Genomic DNA, 17897 nt, shown 5'->3' with positions numbered 1-17897 from the left:
CCGCGTGGCCCCCCCAATGCCTGCGGCATCGGTGCCCCCACAGATCTCCAACGCCCTCACTGCGTTTCGGGCGCTGGGATGACGGCGGAGGGGCCGGGGTGACGTGAATCGGGGCGCGCGTTGTCCCGTTCACTTTCGACGTCACTTCGGCGGTGAGGGCTCCTCAAGCCCTCACCGGTAAGAAGTCCCCTGTAGTGGAAACGCGAGCCTCCGGCTGCGGACCGGCCCAACGGGACAAAACAGACTTTCTCCCGGCGGTGAATATGATGCTGTGCCGTGGCCTTTCCGACAGTCTGAAGGGGATCTCTTACCGGTTTTCCCTGGGGGAAAACCGCCGAGATGACGTCTGGATCGGCCGCCGGGATGTCACGAAGCCGCGAGCCTCCGGCTATGGACCGGCCCAACGGGACAAAAAGCGCTCGACTACACCTCTCGTCCGCCCCGCGATACGGTCCCTCCCACCAGCCGCCTCTTGTCCCGTTCAAACTCAACGTCATTTCGGCGCCTCTGTAAGAGGCGGTAAGAAATCCCCTGTCACGAAGCCGCGAGCCACGGCTACGGACATGCCCAACGGGACAAAACATACTTTCCGCGGCGGCAGGCAGACCGCTGTTCCGGGGCCTTTCCGACAGTCTGAAGGGGATCTCTTACCGGTTTTCCCCTCGGGAAAACCGCCGAGATGACGTCTGAATTGGCCGCCGAGATGACGCGGGGTTGTTCCGCTTGACCGCCGGGGTCCGCCGCCCTCATCACCGCCCTTGTCCCCCGGAGGGCTTTGCCCCCGCTGTCTCCCTCTTTTCCCCTGAGGTTTGAAAAACCCGCTCAAAAATTGTATAATAATAAGGTGTGTAATATATAGCGGTAATATATTATGGTCTTCAAGGAGAATCGATTTGCTGACTGACATAGAGATAGCCCATTCCGCCCGGACAGAGGACATAGACCGGGTGGCCGCAGGTCTGGGTATAGCCCCGGAATTCGTGTGCCGCTACGGCAGAGACAAGGCCAAGATCGACCCTCTGTGCGTCAGGGACATGCCCCGCAGGGGCCGGCTGGTCATAGTCACCGCCATCACTCCCACGCCGGCGGGCGAGGGCAAGACCACCACTCTCATAGGTCTGGCGGACGCCTTCCGCCGTCTGGGCAAAAAGTCCGTGATAGCCATGAGAGAGCCCTCTCTGGGTCCCTGCTTCGGGGTCAAGGGAGGCGCCTGCGGAGGCGGGTGGGCCCAGGTGCTGCCCATGGAGGACATCAACCTGCACTTTACCGGTGACATCCACGCCATCGGCGCCGCCCACAATCTGCTGGCTGCCATGCTGGACAACCACATGTATCAGGGCAACGCCCGGGACATAGACCCGGCTGCCGTCACCTTCAAGCGGGCCATGGACATGAACGACCGGGCCTGCGGCGCATCACCGCCGGTCTGGGGGGCAAGTCCAACGGCGTGGAGCGGGAAAGCGGCTTTGAGATCACCACCGCCTCGGAGGTCATGGCTCTCTTTTGCCTCTCCCGGGATCTTGCGGACCTGAAGCGGCGGCTGGCCCGGATCATCGTGGCCTTTGACCGGAAGGGGGAGCCCGTGACCTGCGGCGACCTGCAGGCGGAGGGGGCCATGGCAGCCCTGCTGAAGGACGCCATCAAGCCCAATCTGGTGCAGTCCATAGAGGGCACTCCCGCCTTTGTCCACGGAGGCCCCTTTGCCAACATAGCCCACGGCTGCAACTCCCTCATAGCCACGGAGACGGCTCTGAGGCTGGGGGACTGGGTAGTCACCGAGGGAGGCTTTGGCTCCGATCTGGGACTGGAAAAATTCGTCAACATCAAATGCCGCAAGGCGTCTCTGGTGCCCCACGCCGCGGTGCTGGTGGCCACGGTGAGAGCCGTCAAGTATCACGGCGGCGTGGCCAGGACCGAGCTGTCCCGGCCGGACACTGCCGCTCTGGAGAGAGGCTTTGACAACGTGCGCAAGCACATAGAAAACGTGCGTTCCTTCGGTCTGGAGCCCTTTGTGGCCGTGAACCGTTTCCCCGGCGACACTCCGGAAGAGCTGGAGGAGCTGGGCCGCCTGCTGGCCGCCGAGCAGGTCCGCTGGTCCCTGTCCGAGGTCCACGCCAAAGGCGGCGAAGGGGCTCTGGAGCTGGCCCGTCTCCTGGAGGAGCATGAGGGGCCGGAGTCTCTGCGCTTCACCTACGAGGACAGCCTGTCCGTCACCGAAAAGACGGACCGGGTGACCAGGCAGATCTACGGGGCCAAAAGAGCCCTGTTTTCCCCCCGGGCCCTGGAGCAGGCGGAGCAGATAGAAAAGGCGGGCCTGGGGCGTCTGCCGGTGTGCATCGCCAAGACCCAGTATTCCTTTTCCGACGATCCCGCCCTCATATGCAGGCCCCGGGACTTTGAGGTGAACATATCGGGCTTCAAGCCCTGCGGCGGCGCCGGGTTCGTAGTGGCCTACGCCGGCAAGATACTCACCATGCCCGGGCTGCCCAAGGAGCCGGCCGCCTGCCGGATCACCGTGTCCGACGACGGGGTCATAGACGGGCTCTTCTGAGACTAAAAAAATGGAACACCGGCTCCGTGAAACCGGTCGTAATATATGATATCTTGCAGCCGGAAAAGGCTGCAACTATAAATACTCAAGGAGAAAGCCATGAAAAAAGGTTTTACACTCATCGAACTTTTGGTAGTCATCGCTATCATCGCCATTCTGGCGGCAATACTCTTCCCCGTATTTGCCCAGGCCAGAGAAAAGGCGCGCCAGACCCAGTGCCTCTCCAACTTCAAGCAGATAGGCACTGCCACAGCCATGTATTGCTCCGACTGGGATGAATTCATGCCCTCCTTCTACGCGGGCCTGTATCCCTACTTCTCCTCCACCATGCCTGCGAGAGTCGGCAGCGGCGCCGGCAACGCCGACTACGTGGCCAGCATGCACGGCTACACCCTGCACTATCTCATCGTGCAGAACGCCATGATGCCCTACATGAAGAACATCAATCTGTTCTTCTGCCCTTCCGCCGACTGGAAGGCCTCCAACCTGGGCAAGGGTATCAACGACCTGACCACCACCTGCTATCGCTTCTGCCTGTGTCAGGACACCTATCGCTCCGACGTCAATTCCGGCGTCATCAAGAAGCCCGCTCAGTTTGCCGTGTGGCATGAGTGGATGGCTTACCACAAGTCCAAGGAGCAGAACGGCATCGCCCATCAGGCTCCTCTGGCTGTGAACGCCGTGTTTGCCGACGGTCACGCTCAGCTGTGGAAGTGCGAGAGAAACATCGGCACCAACATCTGGGACTTCAACTGGCCCGCTTACTGGGAAGGCAACCTGAACGGTTGGGACAATTCCTTCATGTGCGAAGCCGGCTGGGATATCGGCGGACAGAACTAAGCGCTCTCACAGACTGCCCTTCGGGGCAGTTTTTTTTGTCCCGGAGCAGGCGCCCTCCTGACGGAAAAAGTTTTCGGGAGTTTTTCGTCTCCCGGGGGCCGGGTGTGATATAATAGATATATACCATATGCGAGAGAGGTGACTCATGACCAGATTATTGCTCATACTGCTTGTGTGCGTCCTGCTTCCCGGGGCGCTGTATGCTGCGTCGCCGGTCATGTCCATTACCCCGTCGGAGAAAAACGGCATGGATATGACCAACGCCGGCGACGGAGAGTGGACCGTGGACACGGTGGGCGGCAGGGAATGCTGGCGCCTCAGGGACGGCAGCAAATTCCTCTATTATTCCTTTGACGACCCCGGGTCGGTGGCCCCCGGCGCCTGGGTAGTCATCGACGCTTATTACACCGGCGCCTACGTAGGCTTTGTGGAGCTGATGCACGTGAGCTCCTCTTCCCTCTACAACAAGTCCGACGGCTTCGGCATCGCCGAATCCGGGGTGTGGCGCCGCTACGCTCTCCGGATGAACAGCTACGACCCCGAGGGCGGCACCATGAACTACGGCAACAATATGCGCCTTTCCATAGGCGGAGGAGATATACTCGTTTCACGGGTGGAGATAATGAATGAGGAGCCTGATATGACAGACATTACAGACCCCAACGAAATGGTCGCGGATAAGATGAAGGATATCAGCCCGGAGCCCGCGCCGGGCATGAGCTACTGCTTCGGCAACAACGTGACCGAGGCCCAGGCGGTGATGTTCAAGAGCCTGGGAGTCACCAGCATAGAGAGCTACGTGACCTGGGAGAGCGTGGAAGGCAAGGAAAAAGACACCTGGGATTGGTCCCAGTGGGACCATCAGGTGCGGGTCATGCAGAAATACGGCCTCAAGTGGGTACCCTTCCTCATACTGAGCCCCGCCTATTCCACTCCCGGCTGGTTCAGGGCTTCCGACGAGCACGTGCCCTGCCGCTGTCTGGAGCACGGCACGGACAGCAAGATAGAGAGCCTGTGGAACCCCTATCTTAAGGCTTATATACGCCGCTTCCTCACTGCCTTTCGGGAGCGCTACGGCGACACCGGCGTCATAGAGTCGGTGCTGCTGGGCATCCAGGGGGACTATGGCGAGGCCATCTACTCCGTGTCCGGCGGCGGCTGGACATTCAACGTGCCCGGCGAATATCACAACCATCTGGGCTTCTGGTGCGGCGACGACTATGCCCGGGAGGACTTCAAAAAATATGCGGAGAAGAAATACGGGGCCATAGGCGCCCTCAACAAGGCCTGGCACACCTCCTACGCCTCTTTCGGCCAGGTGGACTACCCCTTCAACAGCGAGGCGGAGATCAAGGCTTACAGAGAGAATATATTCACCTCTCCCGACACCCGGCGCAGATATCTGGACTTTACGGACTGGTACCGGGGCAGCATGACCGACCTGTCCGAATGGTGGATAAAGACCACCCGGGAGGTCTTCGGCAAGGATACGGACATCTATCTCTGCACCGGCGGACACTCCGCGGCGGAGCTGGGCGGCCACTTTGCCGACCAGTGCCGGGTGGCGGCCAAATACGGGGCCGGCGTCCGCATTACCAACGAGGCCTCCAACTACGCCACCAACCTGACCGTCACCCGCTGGGTGGCCAGCTCCGGCAAGTTTTACGGCGCCCTGTTCGGCTTTGAGCCTGCGGGCTCGGAGGACTTTTACGGCATTCCCGCCCGCATCTACAACGCCACCGCTTCCGGCGCCCATCAGCTCCATGACTACAACAGCAACGTCATAGGCAGCGAAAAGACCATGGACCAGCAGAGAAAGCACTTCAAGTATCTGTTCCACACAGAGCCCGTGGTGCCCATAGCCCTGTGGTATCCCGACATGCAGATGGTGATGCAGTGGGACAAGTTCCTCCAGAAGGCAGAGGTGCTGAGAGACTACTTTGACTACGACTTCGTGGACGAATCCATGGCCCGCCGGGGCGCTCTCGCCCGGAACAAAATACTGGTGATAGCCCACGGCTACATCATGGAGAACGACGTGGCCAAAAAGCTGGCAGATTGGGCCCGGTCCGGAGGCCGGATCATCGTGGTGGACGTGGACAGATTCGAAAGCGTGGAAGGCGCCGACTCCCCCGAAAGGCTGCTGTTCCCCAAGGGAAGACCCGGCGGACAGTACGGCAAGGGCTATATCTACAGCGTGGCCGACTACGAAGAGCTGGCAGTGAAGCTGACGGAGATACTGTGGAAGCTGGGCTATCCCGTGTATGAGATAGCGGAAAACGGCCTCTACTCCACCCAGATAGAAAAGGACAGGATACTGGTATACAGCAAGAACGAGGAAGCCCGGGATATCATCATCAACTACAAGGGCAAGAAGACCGTGGTCCCCTGCGAAGGAAAAACCATAACGGATATCAAGCTGTAGAAGGGGAGGCCCCGCCGCCGGGGCCTCTTGCCCGGGAGATCCCTGTATGAACAAGATACTTTTGGTGATGCTGTTTGTGTTGGCCGCTTCGGCGCTGTGTGCTGCGGCGGAGCCTGTGGCCTTCATCACGCCCTCGGAAAGGCGGGGTATGAATATGACCAACTCCGGGGACGGGGAATGGACCGCCGGCATGATCGACGGCAGGGAATGCTGGAGTCTGAAGGAGGGCAGCGAATACCTGTACTATTCCTTCGACGATCCCGCGGCCGTAGCCCCCGGCGCCTGGGTGGTCATCGAAGCCTTTTACAGCGGCAATTACATCGGCCCTGTGGAGCTCGCGCACGTAAGCTCCTCTACCCTCTACAACAAAGCCGACAGCCTGGGCATAGTCGAATCCGGAGGGTGGCGCCGCTACGCCCTCCGCATGGCGGGCTTTGACCCCGGGGGCGGCGCCATGAACTACGGCAACAACATGCGCCTGTATTTGGGCGGAGACAATATATTCATAGCAAAGGTGGAGATATACAACGAGGAACCGGATATGTCGGATATTACAGACCCCAAAGAATTGATAGAGGAAAAGATGAAGGACCTGGCGCCCGAGCCTGCGCCGGGCATGAGCTACTGCTTCGGCAACAACGTTACCGAAGCCCAGGCCGTCATGTTCCGCAGCCTGGGCGTTACCAGCATAGAGAGCTACGTGACCTGGGAGAGCGTGGAGAGAAAAGGCAAAGGAGAGTGGGACTGGTCCGAATGGGACCGCCAGGTGGAAATATTGCAGAAATTCGGCCTCAAATGGGTGCCCTTTCTCATCCTGGGCCCCGCCTATTCCACGCCGGACTGGTTCCGGGCTTCGGAGGATCACGTGCCCTGCCGCTGCCTGGAGCACGGCGAGGACAGCAAGATAGAGAGCCTGTGGAACCCATATCTGAAGCCGTATATAAGGCGTTTCCTGGAGGCCTTTGCCCGGCGCTACGGCGATACCGGCGTCATAGAATCGGTGCTGCTGGGCATACAGGGGGACTTCGGCGAAGCCATCTACTCCGTGACCGGAGGCGGCTGGACCTTCAACGTCCCCGGGGAATACCACAACCACATGGGCTTCTGGTGCGGAGACGACTACGCCCGGGCGGACTTCCGAAAATACGCGGAGAAAAAGTACAAGACCATAGGCGCCCTGAACAAGGCCTGGCGCGCCTCCTACGGCTCCTTCGAGGAGGCGGACTATCCCTTCAACGGCGAGGCGGAGATCAAGGCTTACAGGGAAGGGCTGTTCGAAAAGCCGGAGACCCGGCGGCATTATCTGGACTTTGTAGAGTGGTACCGGGGCAGCATGACAGACCTGGCGGAGTTGTGGATCGCAAACACCCGGGAGGTCTTCGGCAAGAAGACCGATATCTATCTCTGCACCGGCGGCGATTCCGCCGCGGAGCTGGGAGGCCATTTTGCCGACCAGTGCCGGGTGGCTGCCAGGCACGGGGCGGGGGTCCGCATCACCAACGAGGCTTCCGACTACCGGGACAACCTGGTGGTGACCCGCTGGGTGGCCAGCTCCGCCAAGTTCTACGGCGCCCTCTTCGGCTTTGAGCCCGCGGGCAGCGAGGATTTTTACGGCATTCCCGCCCGCATCTACAACGCCACTGCCTCCGGAGCCAATCAGCTCCACGACTACAACACCAACGTGACAGGCAGCGAGAAGACCGTGGAGCAGCAGAAAAAGCATTTCAAATACCTGTTCCACACCAAGCCGGTGGTGCCCATAGCCCTGTGGTATCCCGACGCGCAGATGGTGATGAAGTGGGGCGACTTTCTCAGAAAGGCCGGGGAGCTGAGAGACTACTTTGACTTTGATTTCGTGGACGACACCATGATCCTCCGGGGCGCCCTTGCACGGAACAAGATACTGGTCGTTACCTACGGCTATATCATGGAGACCGCCGTGGCCGAAAAGCTGGCGGAATGGGCAAAGCAGGGCGGCAGGATCATAGTGCTGGACGTGGACAGGTTCCAAAGCGTGGAGGGGACCGGCGCCCCCGAGGACCTGCTGTTTCCCGACGGCCGTCCCGGCGGCAGCTTCGGAAAGGGCTACGTATACAGCGTAGCCGACAGAGAAGAGCTGGCCGTCAAGCTGACGGAGATACTCTGGAAGCAGGGCTATCCCGTGTATGAGATAGCGGAGAACGGCCTTTACGTGACCCAGATAGAAAAAGACCGCCTGCTGGTTTACAGCAAGAACGAAGAGGCGAAGGACCTCGTCGTGAACTACAAGGGCAAAAAGACCGTGGTCCCCTGCGAAGGAAAGACCATCACGGACATAAAGCTGTAGAAAAAAGAGAGAGAGGGGCGCTCCGGCGCCCCTTTGGATAAGGAGACCTGAAAAGTGACGAGAATCATTTTGGTATTACTGTTCGCGCTGGCAGCCTGCGCGCTGCAGGCGGCGGAGCCCGCCGCCTTCATCACTCCCACACAGCAGAAGGGCATGACCATGACCAACGTGGGCGACGGTCAATACACCTTGGAACGGGCGGCCGGCAGGGACTGCTGGCGCCTCAAGGAGGGCAGCAGCTTTCTGTATTTTGCCTTTGACGACCCCTCGTCCATCGCCCCGGACGCCTGGGTGGTGGTGGACCTGCTCTGCAATGAGAGCAAATGGAGCTTCGTGGGGATCACCCATACCGGCGCCAACCAGCCTTATACCCCGGGCAAGGGCTTTGCCGTATTGGAGAGCGATGACTGGCAGCGGATCCCGGGGCGTTTCGGCGCCTTTGACCCCAAGGGAAAGAAAATGAATGCCGGGAACAATATGCGTATCAACATCCAGAACGACATACTGGTCTCAAGGATAGAGGTCTGGAACGAAGAGCCGGATTCCCCCGATATCAAGGACCCCGATGAGATCCTGAAAAGGCTTTCGGAGGACCTGGGCAGGAACGCCCCGGCCCCTCCCGCCGGTATGAGCTACTGCTTCGGCAACAACGCCACCGAGGCCCAGGCTCTCATTTTCCGCGGCCTGGGGGTCACCAGCATAGAGACCTACGTCACCTGGGAAAGCGTGGAAGGAAAGGAAAAGGGGGTTTGGGACTGGAGCCAATATGACGCCCAGGTGGAGGTGTTGCAGAAATACGGCCTGAAGTGGGTGCCCTTTCTCATCCTGAGCCCCGCCTATTCCACCCCCGGCTGGTTCCGGGCTTCGGAGGAGCACGTGCCCTGCCGCTGCCTGGAGCATGGCATCGACAGCAAGATAGAGAGCCTGTGGAACCCATATCTGAAGCCCTATATACGGCGTTTTCTGGAAGCCTTCTGGGAGCGCTACGGCAAGACGGGAGTGGTGGAATCGGTGCTGCTGGGCATCCAGGGCGACTACGGCGAAGCCATCTACTCCGTGTCCGGCGGCGGCTGGACCTTCGGCGTGCCCGGGGAATATCACAACCACCTGGGCTTCTGGTGCGGAGACGACTACGCCCGGGCGGACTTCAGAAAATACGCCGAGAAGAAATACGGGACCATAGGGGCCCTCAACAAGGCCTGGCACACCTCCTTCGCCTCCTTTGACGAAGCGGACTATCCCTTCAACAGCGAGGCGGAGATCAAGGCTTACAGGGAAAACATATTCGCCTCTCCCGACACCCGCCGCCGCTATCTGGACTTCACCGACTGGTACCGGGGCTGCATGACAGACCTGTCCGAGTGGTGGATCGGGACCACCCGGGAAATAGTGGGAGATACGGACGTCTATCTCTGCACCGGCGGCCACTCCGCCGCGGAGCTGGGGGGCCACTTTGCCGACCAGTGCCGGGTGGCGGCCAAATACGGGGCCGGGGTCCGCATCACCAACGAGGCCTCCGACTATGCCGCCAACCTGACGGTCACCCGCTGGGTGGCCAGCTCCGGCAAATTCTACGGAGCCCTCTTTGGCTTTGAGCCTGCGGGCCTGGAAGACTTCTACGGCATTCCCGCCCGCATCTACAACGCCACCGCCTCCGGGGCGGACCAGCTCCACGACTACAACACCAACGTCACCGGCGCCGACAAGACCCTGGAACAGCAGAGAAAGCATTTCAAATATCTGTTCCACACCAAACCGGTGGTGCCCGTGGCCCTGTGGTATCCCGACGTGCAGATGGTGATGCAGTGGGACGACTTCCTGAAAAAAGCCGGGATCCTGAGGGACTATGTTGACTACGATTTCGTGGACGAATCCATGGCTCTCCGGGGCGCTCTTGACCGGAACAGGGTGCTCGTAGTTGCCCACGGCCGCATCATGGAGACCGACCTGGCCGAAAAGCTGGCCGGGTGGGCCCGGGCAGGCGGCCGGATCATCGTGGTGGACGTGGACCGGTTTGAGAGCGTGGAGGGCGGCGATGCCCCCGAAAAGCTGCTGTTCCCGTCGGGGCCTGCCGGGGGCCGGTACGGCATGGGCTACATCTACAGAGTGGCGGACTACAAAGAGCTGGCCAAAAAGCTGACGGATATACTCTGGAAGCAGGGCTATCCCGTGTATGAGATAGCGGAGAACGGCCTGTATGTGACACAGATAGAGAAGGACAGGCTGCTGGTTTACAGCAAGAACGAGGAGGCGAAGGACCTCATCGTGAATTACAAGGGCAAAAAGACCGTGGTCCCCTGCGAAGGAAAGACCATCACGGACATAAAGCTGTAGGACGGAAAGAGAGGGGCGCTCCGGCGTCCCTTATTTCATGCCTCCGGCCAGACGCCGGACGGCGGTATAATAGGCGGTCTCGGCAGGCTCCGTGTCCGCCGAGAGGATGGCCTGCCTCACGTCCTCCGGAGTCTTCACCGTGTCGGGAAAGAGAGTGTAGCACATGCCGCAGGTGCTGAGGAAGTGGCTGTCCGAGGAGCCCAGGCGGGCTGCGTCGGAGGAGAGGCGGGCTGCCTGCAGATATTCCCGTTCCCGGAGCACCGAGCCCGAGTATATCTCCACTGCCGCCAGTCCCTCCAGCTGATGGACCAGCTCTCCCACGCCGGTCTTGTGGAAGGGGTGGGCCGCCACGGGCAGGCCTCCCATATCCAGTATCCGCTCCACGGCCTCCCTGGCGCCCGCTTCCTTGAAGGGCACGTCGCCGTCGCAAAAGAGGCCGCATATGTGTCCCTCTGTGGTGGAGTATTCTACCCCCTTCAGTATGAGGAAGCCCGGGGGCAGCAGTCCCCGTTCCGTCAGGTCCCCGGCGGCCTCCAGAGCCATATCGTAGCCTCTGGTGGTGTGGTGGTCCATGATGCAGATGCCTCCGAGGCCCAGCAGGGCCGCCTTCGTCAGCAGGTCTTCGGGGCGGGTGAAGCTGCAGTAGGAGCAGAAGGTGTGGGCGTGCATATCAATGGCTATTTTGCCTGCCGGCGGCTCTATGCGCGGGGTCCCAGCCAGCCGGAGAACGGAGTTGACCAGCCTGTCAAAGGGCCTGCCCCACCAGATTCCCCGTATGCGACGATCGACGTCGTAGTATTCTGCCCTTGACCGGTATCTCGCAAAAAGACTTGCCATACGATAGCACCTTGCCCCGATTTGTGATATAATATTAGTGGTCTTTGTAGAGGACCTACTTAGATTATACAACAAATATTCTCCGGTGTGACCGTATAGACATGGCAAATCATAAAAACATTACCAAGGCGGCCAGCCTGATGCTGGTGGCCATTCTCCTCAGCCGTATCCTGGGTCTCATCAGAGAAGTCATCATAGCCGCCCAGTTCGGACAGAGCGGCGCCGTCAGCGCCTACACGGCGGCCTTCAACCTGCCGGACCTGCTCTATTTCTTCCTGTCCAGCGGCGCCCTCTCTTCAGCCTTTATCCCGGTGTTCACCGAGTATTTCCACAACGGCAGGCAAAAGGAAGCCTGGCAGATATTCTCTATCATAGGCAGCTTCATGGGCATATTCCTTACCCTGGTCATAGTGGTCGCCTGGATATACGCCCGGCCTCTGGTCACCATGCTGGCTGTGCCCGGCTTTTCCGCCAAGCACCCGGAGCTGGTGGGCCTCACGGTGGCCCTGACCCGGATCATCATGCCCTGCCAGGTGTTCTTCTTCGTGGGCGGTCTCATGATGGGCACTCTGGAGGCCCGCAAGAACTTTGACGCCCGGAGCATGTGTCCCATCATATACAATCTGGGCATCATCCTGGGAGCCCTGCTCCTGGGGCGGTTCATAGGGGTCAAGGGACTGGCCGTAGGCACCCTGCTGGGCTCCTTTGCCGGCAACATAGTCTATACCTGGTACACCCTGAAAAAGGAAGGCTTTGAGTATCACTTTTCCCTGAAGCTCAATCATCCCGGAGTGGTGAGGGTGGCCATACTGGCCATACCTGTGATCTTCGGCCTGAGCCTGCCCCAGATAGACGTGATCATCAACAAATGGTTTGCCAGCTGGGTCAGCGAGGTGGCTCCCGCCGCCCTGAACTACGCCAACAGGCTCATGCAGGTGCCCATAGGCATCTTTGCCCAGGCCACGGGCACGGCCATCCTCCCCGCCCTGTCCGCCTATGCGGCCAAAAAGGAGTGGGACAACCTGCGGAGCGGAGTGGGCTACGGCCTCTCCACCATTCTCATAGAAAACATACCCGTCACCGCCTTCATGATGATCATGGCCGACCCCATAGTCCGCACGGTGTATATGTGGCGGTCCTTCACAGCCGCCGACGTGCCCATCACGGCCCTCTGCTTCGTGTTTTATTCCATAGGCATCTTTGCCTGGGCCGGTCAGGCCATAGTGTCCAGAGGCTTCTTTGCCATACAGGACACGGTGAGCCCCGTGATCATAGGCACCATCACCACAGTCATATTCATCCCTCTCAACTTCATATTCATCAAGCTGCTGGGCTGCGGCGGTCTGGCTCTCGCCACCACCGTGGGCATCATCATCCACTTTACCATCCTGACCTGCTGGCTGCGCAAAAAGATAGGCGGCATCGACGGCGGCCGGATCATCTACACGGTGAAAAGGGTCCTGGTGGGGACCTGCGCGCTGGCGGTCCTGTGCTTCGGCGTCAGGTATGCGGGCTACGCCCTGCTGGGGACCTGGAAGCTGGTGGACGGGGACATCAGGAACCCTCAGAGGCTGGCGGTCTTTCTCCAGAGGACCCACGACCCCAAATACGAGCCCTACAAGGCCTGCATCCCCGGGGACGTGTTTCTCGAGACCAGCCGGTACAGGCTGTACGTGTCCACCAAAAGAAGCGTGGACGAGGGGCTGACGGACTGCATCAACCGGCTCATGGAGGCCGACGCCATGAAGAAGGGCGACGTCTTTGACAACAGGCGGTTTTTTGACACGGTGTTCTCCGATTCCCTGCGGGAATACAGGAGCTCCGGCACCCTGCTGGCCCGGCTGATAATAGGCAGGGAGGCCTCTCAGAGGTCCCTGTCTTCTCCCGACGGTCTGTATCTCTCCCGGGACGTGATCAGCACGGAAAAGCTCTCCCGGGAGATCCTCACGGGCAAGTCCGAGGCAGCGAAGGCTGTGAGAGGCGCCATGAGCGTCACCCTGAAGGCCAGGACCGAGAGGCTGCTGGACCTGTCCGAGGCCACCTCCACCCTGCCGCGGGACATCATGGAGTGCATGAACGACTATATCACCGGCAGAGGCCACGAGTCCAAAGCCGGACAAAAGCAAAAGAGAGACGCCCTTATCCGGGATCTGCCTTCCTACGTGAAGCCCAGGCCCCTCATGAGGATAGAGGGCAACCTGACCAGCGGCCTGACGCTGCTGGTGGCCATGCTGGTGTGTCTCGGCGCCTATTATCTGGTGCTGAAGCGGCTGGGCATCCGGGAGATGGATGAGATCATAGCCAACGTCACCCGCATGTTCAGACGGAAAAAGGCCTCCGCCCCGGCGGAGGAGGCCGCTCCGGGAGCCGGCGGGGCTCCGGAGGAGGACGGGCAGGGGTCCGGCGGCGGAGAGCCCGCCCCGGACGGGAAAGACAGCGGGGACTGAGGCCCTGTCTTTCTTGACAAAGCCCTCATATTGTATTTATAATGTAATTGGCATATATTTTTGCCTTGCCGCGTCCCTGTGACGCGCCGAAATAATAGTGGAGGCCGCTTATGAAAATAAAAGCGTTGTTTGTTGTGATCCTTTTAGCCGTGTTGCTGTCGGCAGGCGCCTCTTACGCGGAGAACTACAAGCTCCGGGTATGGGGTCCGCTGGTGGTGGACAGGTCAAAGGGCTGGGAGGCTGCCGTCAAGGTATTTGAGGAACGGCATCCCGGCGTGACCGTGGAGATGCTCTCCATGGGCGCGGGAGGCATGAATCCCCAGAAGCTGCTGACCGCCATCGTGGGCGATGCTCCTCCCGACGTGGTCTATCAGGACCGGTTCACCATTGCGGACTGGGCCTCGAGAGACACTCTGCAGCCTATCGACGACCTGATCGAGAGAGACAGGGACAAGGAAGGCGGCGTCCGGCCGGAGGAATTCTATCCTGCTGCCTGGGACGAGGTAAAGTATGACGGCAAGGCCTACGGAGTGCCCACCGACATCGACTCCAGGCTCATGTTCTACAACAAGAAGATGTTCAGGGAAGCCGGTCTGGATCCGGAGAGGCCCCCCAGGACCTGGAGCGAGCTGCAGGAATATTCCGACAAGCTGACCAAGCGCAACAAGACGGGCTATGACTCCATCGGCTTCATACCCAACTACGGCAACGCCTGGTTCTATCTCTACAGCTGGATGATGGGCGGCAAGTTCATGAGCGAGGACCTGAAGGAGTGCACCATAGACAACCCCAAGAGCCTGAAGGCCCTGGAGTGGATGGTGAACTTCTACAACCGCTATGACGGCATCGAAAAGCTCAACAGCTTCGTGTCCGGCTTCACCGGCATGGAGTTCGACCCCTTCATGACCGGCAAGATAGCCATGCGCATCGACTGCGTGGGTCTGGTGGGCAACATAGCCAGATGGCACCCCGAAATGGAGCTGGGAGCCTGTCTGCCTCCCATCCCCGACGACAGATACAATCACACCGGGGACTTCAAAAACGAGACTCAGACCTGGGTCACCTGGACCGGCGGCTTTGCCTACGTGATGCCCCGGGGCAGCAAGCACAGGGATATGGCCTGGGAATTCATGAAGTGGATGACCAGCATGGAGGGCGTGGACCTGACCATGCGGGAGCAGAAGAAATACAATCTGGAGCGCAACAGGCCCTTCGTGCCCTGGTTCCAGTGCAACCGCAAGGTCAACGAGGCCATGGTGGCCAAATACACCGCCAATATAGAGCGGAAATTCCGGGATCCCATGCTGCTGGGCATGGAGGCGCTGGACTTCTCTTACTATCGCCCCACCACTATGATCAGCCAGAGGCTCTGGAACGAGCATGACCGGGCTTTTCAGCAGGCCGTGTACGGCATGGCCACTCCCGCGGAAGCCGTCAAGGAGGCGGACCGCAACGTGCAGGGAGCCCTGGACAAGTTCTTCCATCAGAACGACTATCCTCTGCTGAATTGGAACATACCTATCGCCATAGGGCTTATAGCCTGTCTGGTGCTGGCGGTCATATGCTATATCAACGTCCGCAAGCAGCGCCTGTCCCGCATAGCCAAGCAGGAGTTCGGAGCCGCCGTCATCTGCGCGTCTCCCTGGATGTTCGGCTTCCTGGTGTTCACTCTGGTGCCCATCATCATGTCCTTCGTCTTTTCCTTCTGCAACTATGACGTGCTGCACCCCGCCCGCTGGGTAGGCGTGCTGAACTACAAGGAGATCTTCGGCCCCGAGGAATGGTACTACATGAGCAAGTCCATATACAACGCCTTCTATCTGGCTGTATTCGGACTGCCTCTGGGCATGGCCACCAGCCTGTGTATCGCCCTCCTGCTGAACATGGACATCAAGGGTATGACCTGGTACAGGACCATCTACTACCTGCCCTCCATCATGCCCATCGTGGCCACCGCCATCCTGTGGACCTGGATCCTGAATCCCGAGTACGGTCTGATCAACGTGGCCTGGAAGGCCTCTCTGACCCAATGGTTCAACATAGAGCCTCCCGCCTGGCTGGCAGCCGAAAAGACCGCCAAGCCCGCCCTCATCCTCATGGGTCTGTGGGGCGCCGGCGGCGGCATGATCCTCTGGCTGGCCGGACTGCAGGGCATCAACAGAGCCCTGTATGAGGCGGCGGAGATCGACGGCGCCAACAGCTGGGTCAAGTTCTGGAAGGTGACCATCCCCATGATCACCCCCTACATATTCTTCAATCTGATCATGGGCATCATCGGCGTGCTGCAGAGCTTCGAAGCTCAGTATATCATGACCAGCGGCGGTCCCGTGGAGGCCACCCTGGTGCCGGTGCTCTATCTGTTCAACCGCGCCTTCGGCGAGTTCCGCATGGGATACGCCTCCGCTGTGGCCTGGATATTGTTCCTCATAGTGTTTATACTGACCATCATACAGCTGAAGCTGGCCAACAAATGGGTTTATTACGAAGGCGGTGAGAGATAATGATACGTACACTGACCAACCTGATGCCTGTCTTCTGGATAGTGGGCGCCGCTCTGGGCTACGCCGCGGTGACCTACTTCATCACCATATGTCAGGAGTCCTTCAAGGAAGGGCGCTTCTGGAAGGAAGCCGGCGCGTTCATAGTGTATCTGGCCGTGGCTCTGATACTGGGCCGGCTGGTGTTCCGCAGCGCCGTAGCGGCGGACTGGTGCGCCATGGCGCTGGCTCTGGTGTGCGCCGCGGGCTTTCTGGCCAGAGGCGGCCGCGCCAATCTGGCGGGCTCCCTCTTCCTCATGGCCGCTGCCTGTCTGGCGCCCTGCGTGCTGCCCATAGGGCAGGCGGCGGAGCCCGACGGGGTGGGGGCTGTGAAGTCCCTCCGGTTCTTCCTGGCCTGCCTGCTGATGTTCATCACAGTCTTTGCGGTGTATCTGACGGGCTACCGCCACGCGGAAAACGTGTTCAAGAAGAGGAGCGCCCGGCGCAAGTTCATGAGCCTCTCCGGCGCCACCGTCATCCTGATCACCGGCTCCGTCATATTTCTGGCTCCCTTTGTCTGGCTGCTGGGTACCTCCTTCAAGGAAAGCGACCAGATCATGAAGTTCCCTCCGGAGTGGATACCCAAGCGTCAGATCTCCGTGGAGTTTGAGGGCAAAAAGTGCCCCGTGTGGACCGTCAACGAGACCGGCGAGACCGTCTATGAGCTGGAAGGCTTTGAGGACGGCACCGTCAAGGTGACGGCTGCCGGCGGCGGCAAGAGCTACATCACCGAGACCGCCGCCCTGACCAAGGTGTCCAAGCCCGGTCTGAAGTGGGAAAACTACCCCGACGCTCTGGACTTCCTGCCCAAGAGCACCAAGAAGGGTCTGGTATATCTGCTGAACACCGTCTACGTGACGCTGCTCTCCATCATCGGCACCCTGTTTTCCTGCTCCCTGGTGGCCTATTCCTTCGCGAGGCTCAGATGGCCCGGCAAGGACATCATCTTTGCCCTGCTGCTGGCTACCATGATGCTGCCCGGCGCCGTGACCATGATCCCGGTGTTTATGATATTCAAATACCTGGGCTGGGTGGACACCCTCAATCCTCTGTGGGTGCCTTCCTTCTTCGGCTCCGCCTTCGCGGTGTTCCTGATGCGCCAGTTCTTCATGAGCATCCCCAGAGACCTGGAGGAGGCCGCCAGACTGGACGGCGCAGGCTATTTCAAGACCTTTGTCCTGATCCTGATGCCTCTGGTGAAGCCGGCTCTGGCCGCTCTGGCCATCATGACCTTCATGGGCTCCTGGAACAACTTCATGGGCGCTCTGATCTACATCAATTCGCCCGAAAAGATGACCCTGGCCTACGGCCTTCAGCTCTTTATGGGCGAGGCAGGCATCGAATACGGCATGCTGATGGCTGCCTCGGTGCTGGTGATACTGCCGGTGCTCATCATATTCTTCTTTGCCCAGAAGCACTTCATCGAGGGTATCACCCTCACGGGCATCAAGGGCTGACGCCCGACAGTCCGCAGACCCCTTTCCGGGGTCTGCTTTTTTTTATTGCCCGGACGGAGGGCGGAGAGTGCCTTTTTGTTCGCTTTGGCCGGGAGAGGCTTGCCTTTCGCCGCCCGGAGGTTCAAAAGGGGAGGGGCCCGGAA

The 17897-nt window shown here is 59.9% G+C and carries 8 protein-coding genes and 1 pseudogene; 8 read left to right on the top strand and 1 reads right to left on the bottom strand.

Going from position 1 to position 17897, the window contains the following annotated elements:
• The first annotated feature begins 893 nt into the window (after window positions 1-893).
• The 5 genes and pseudogenes from IK083_05260 to IK083_05240 all read left to right on the top strand — a co-directional run bounded on the left by IK083_05260 (window position 894) and on the right by IK083_05240 (window position 10476).
• Window positions 894-2551: pseudogene (locus IK083_05260) on the top strand (formate--tetrahydrofolate ligase).
• A gap of 99 nt (window positions 2552-2650) precedes the next feature.
• Window positions 2651-3391: a prepilin-type N-terminal cleavage/methylation domain-containing protein gene (locus IK083_05255; GenBank protein MBR4748961.1), complete on the top strand. Its 741-nt coding sequence runs from the start codon at window positions 2651-2653 to the stop codon at window positions 3389-3391.
• Window positions 3392-3536: 145 nt separating this feature from the next.
• Entirely contained in the window at window positions 3537-5816 is a 2280-nt protein-coding gene (locus tag IK083_05250) for a family 14 glycosylhydrolase (protein MBR4748960.1), read from the top strand.
• A 46-nt stretch (window positions 5817-5862) separates the two neighbouring features.
• On the top strand, window positions 5863-8142 hold the full coding sequence (locus IK083_05245) for a family 14 glycosylhydrolase (protein MBR4748959.1): 2280 nt from the start codon (window positions 5863-5865) through the stop codon (window positions 8140-8142).
• 69 nt (window positions 8143-8211) lie between these two features.
• Window positions 8212-10476: a family 14 glycosylhydrolase gene (locus IK083_05240; GenBank protein MBR4748958.1), complete on the top strand. Its 2265-nt coding sequence runs from the start codon at window positions 8212-8214 to the stop codon at window positions 10474-10476.
• Window positions 10477-10506: 30 nt separating this feature from the next.
• On the opposite strand, the gene IK083_05235 is transcribed toward IK083_05240, so the two are convergent.
• Window positions 10507-11313 (bottom strand): hypothetical protein, encoded by an 807-nt coding sequence (locus tag IK083_05235; protein MBR4748957.1) that lies wholly within the window; start codon window positions 11311-11313, stop codon window positions 10507-10509.
• A 101-nt stretch (window positions 11314-11414) separates the two neighbouring features.
• On the opposite strand from IK083_05235, the gene murJ reads away from it, so the two are divergent.
• The 3 genes from murJ to IK083_05220 all read left to right on the top strand — a co-directional run bounded on the left by murJ (window position 11415) and on the right by IK083_05220 (window position 17754).
• Complete coding sequence (gene murJ / locus IK083_05230) at window positions 11415-13760, top strand: murein biosynthesis integral membrane protein MurJ (GenBank protein ID MBR4748956.1); 2346 nt, start codon at window positions 11415-11417, stop codon at window positions 13758-13760.
• Between the two features lie 110 nt (window positions 13761-13870).
• The gene (locus tag IK083_05225; protein ID MBR4748955.1) at window positions 13871-16261 is read left to right on the top strand and encodes an extracellular solute-binding protein; all 2391 of its coding nucleotides are present in this window, start codon (window positions 13871-13873) and stop codon (window positions 16259-16261) included.
• The gene (locus tag IK083_05220; GenBank protein ID MBR4748954.1) at window positions 16261-17754 is read left to right on the top strand and encodes a carbohydrate ABC transporter permease; all 1494 of its coding nucleotides are present in this window, start codon (window positions 16261-16263) and stop codon (window positions 17752-17754) included. Before IK083_05225 ends, IK083_05220 begins: the two co-directional genes overlap by 1 nt.
• Window positions 17755-17897: the final 143 nt, after the last annotated feature.

The sequence above is a fragment of the Abditibacteriota bacterium genome (genome assembly GCA_017552965.1).
Taxonomy (GTDB): Bacteria; Armatimonadota; UBA5829; order UBA5829; family UBA5829; genus RGIG7931.
Note: the sequence above shows the minus strand (reverse complement) of the source record. Positions and strands in the feature narration are given on the sequence as shown.

What these genes read in the sequence shown, in the direction of transcription:
- IK083_05255 (MBR4748961.1), top strand. Translation starts at nt 2,651, where the DNA reads ATGAAAAAAGGTTTTACACTCATCGAACTTTTGGTAGTCATCGCTATC.
- IK083_05250 (MBR4748960.1), top strand. Translation starts at nt 3,537, where the DNA reads ATGACCAGATTATTGCTCATACTGCTTGTGTGCGTCCTGCTTCCCGGG.
- IK083_05245 (MBR4748959.1), top strand. Translation starts at nt 5,863, where the DNA reads ATGAACAAGATACTTTTGGTGATGCTGTTTGTGTTGGCCGCTTCGGCG.
- IK083_05235 (MBR4748957.1), bottom strand. Translation starts at nt 11,313, where the DNA reads ATGGCAAGTCTTTTTGCGAGATACCGGTCAAGGGCAGAATACTACGAC.
- murJ (MBR4748956.1), top strand. Translation starts at nt 11,415, where the DNA reads ATGGCAAATCATAAAAACATTACCAAGGCGGCCAGCCTGATGCTGGTG.
- IK083_05225 (MBR4748955.1), top strand. Translation starts at nt 13,871, where the DNA reads ATGAAAATAAAAGCGTTGTTTGTTGTGATCCTTTTAGCCGTGTTGCTG.
- IK083_05220 (MBR4748954.1), top strand. Translation starts at nt 16,261, where the DNA reads ATGATACGTACACTGACCAACCTGATGCCTGTCTTCTGGATAGTGGGC.